Raw genomic sequence first — 574 nt, forward strand, 5'->3', positions numbered from 1 at the left:
TTTAGTTTGGGATTATGGAATTTTTGCGTGCGGTTTTTTGTAGTGAGAAAATCACTAAAATAAATAAGGCTGTGTAAATCGCGCTTATGGTGGCTTCGTGGCTAAGATTAGCACTTTTGTCAAAAAGCATTACAGCAGGGAATAAATACTTAGGATTTATGATAAGAATAATAAATGAAGCTAAATAACCAACCACAATAAATATCCACCTTGAGATTTTGCCCTTAACTGCGCTAAAAAACAGCACGACAAACATAAACGCAAGCAACATATTTGCACAAATCTTGCCTGCATTGCAACATACATAATCACAAGGCAAGCAACGATTTATACATTTAAGCAAATCAACTTGACAATGGCTAAAAAGCAAAATAAACCCAAAAAGTAGTCCAAATACGCCATTTAACACCATAAGCGTATGCCAAATCTTTAGCAAGTCCGTGTGGTGTGCTGAAGTCTTGCGATAGAGTTTGAGCTGCCATAAATCACACCATTTTTTAGCACTTGTTAGCAAACAAGGCTTTTGCAGTTTAAGTTCTTGCTCTTTTGCATAGAGTTCTAATTTATGCCAAGC

General features: G+C 36.1%; 1 pseudogene. It reads right to left on the minus strand.

Annotated features, from left to right (window positions below):
- Nucleotide 1: 1 nt before the first annotated feature.
- Nucleotides 2-574: pseudogene (locus ACWIX0_RS14075) on the minus strand (hypothetical protein); the annotation flags it as partial.

The organism is Helicobacter sp. T3_23-1059, from assembly GCF_053654515.1.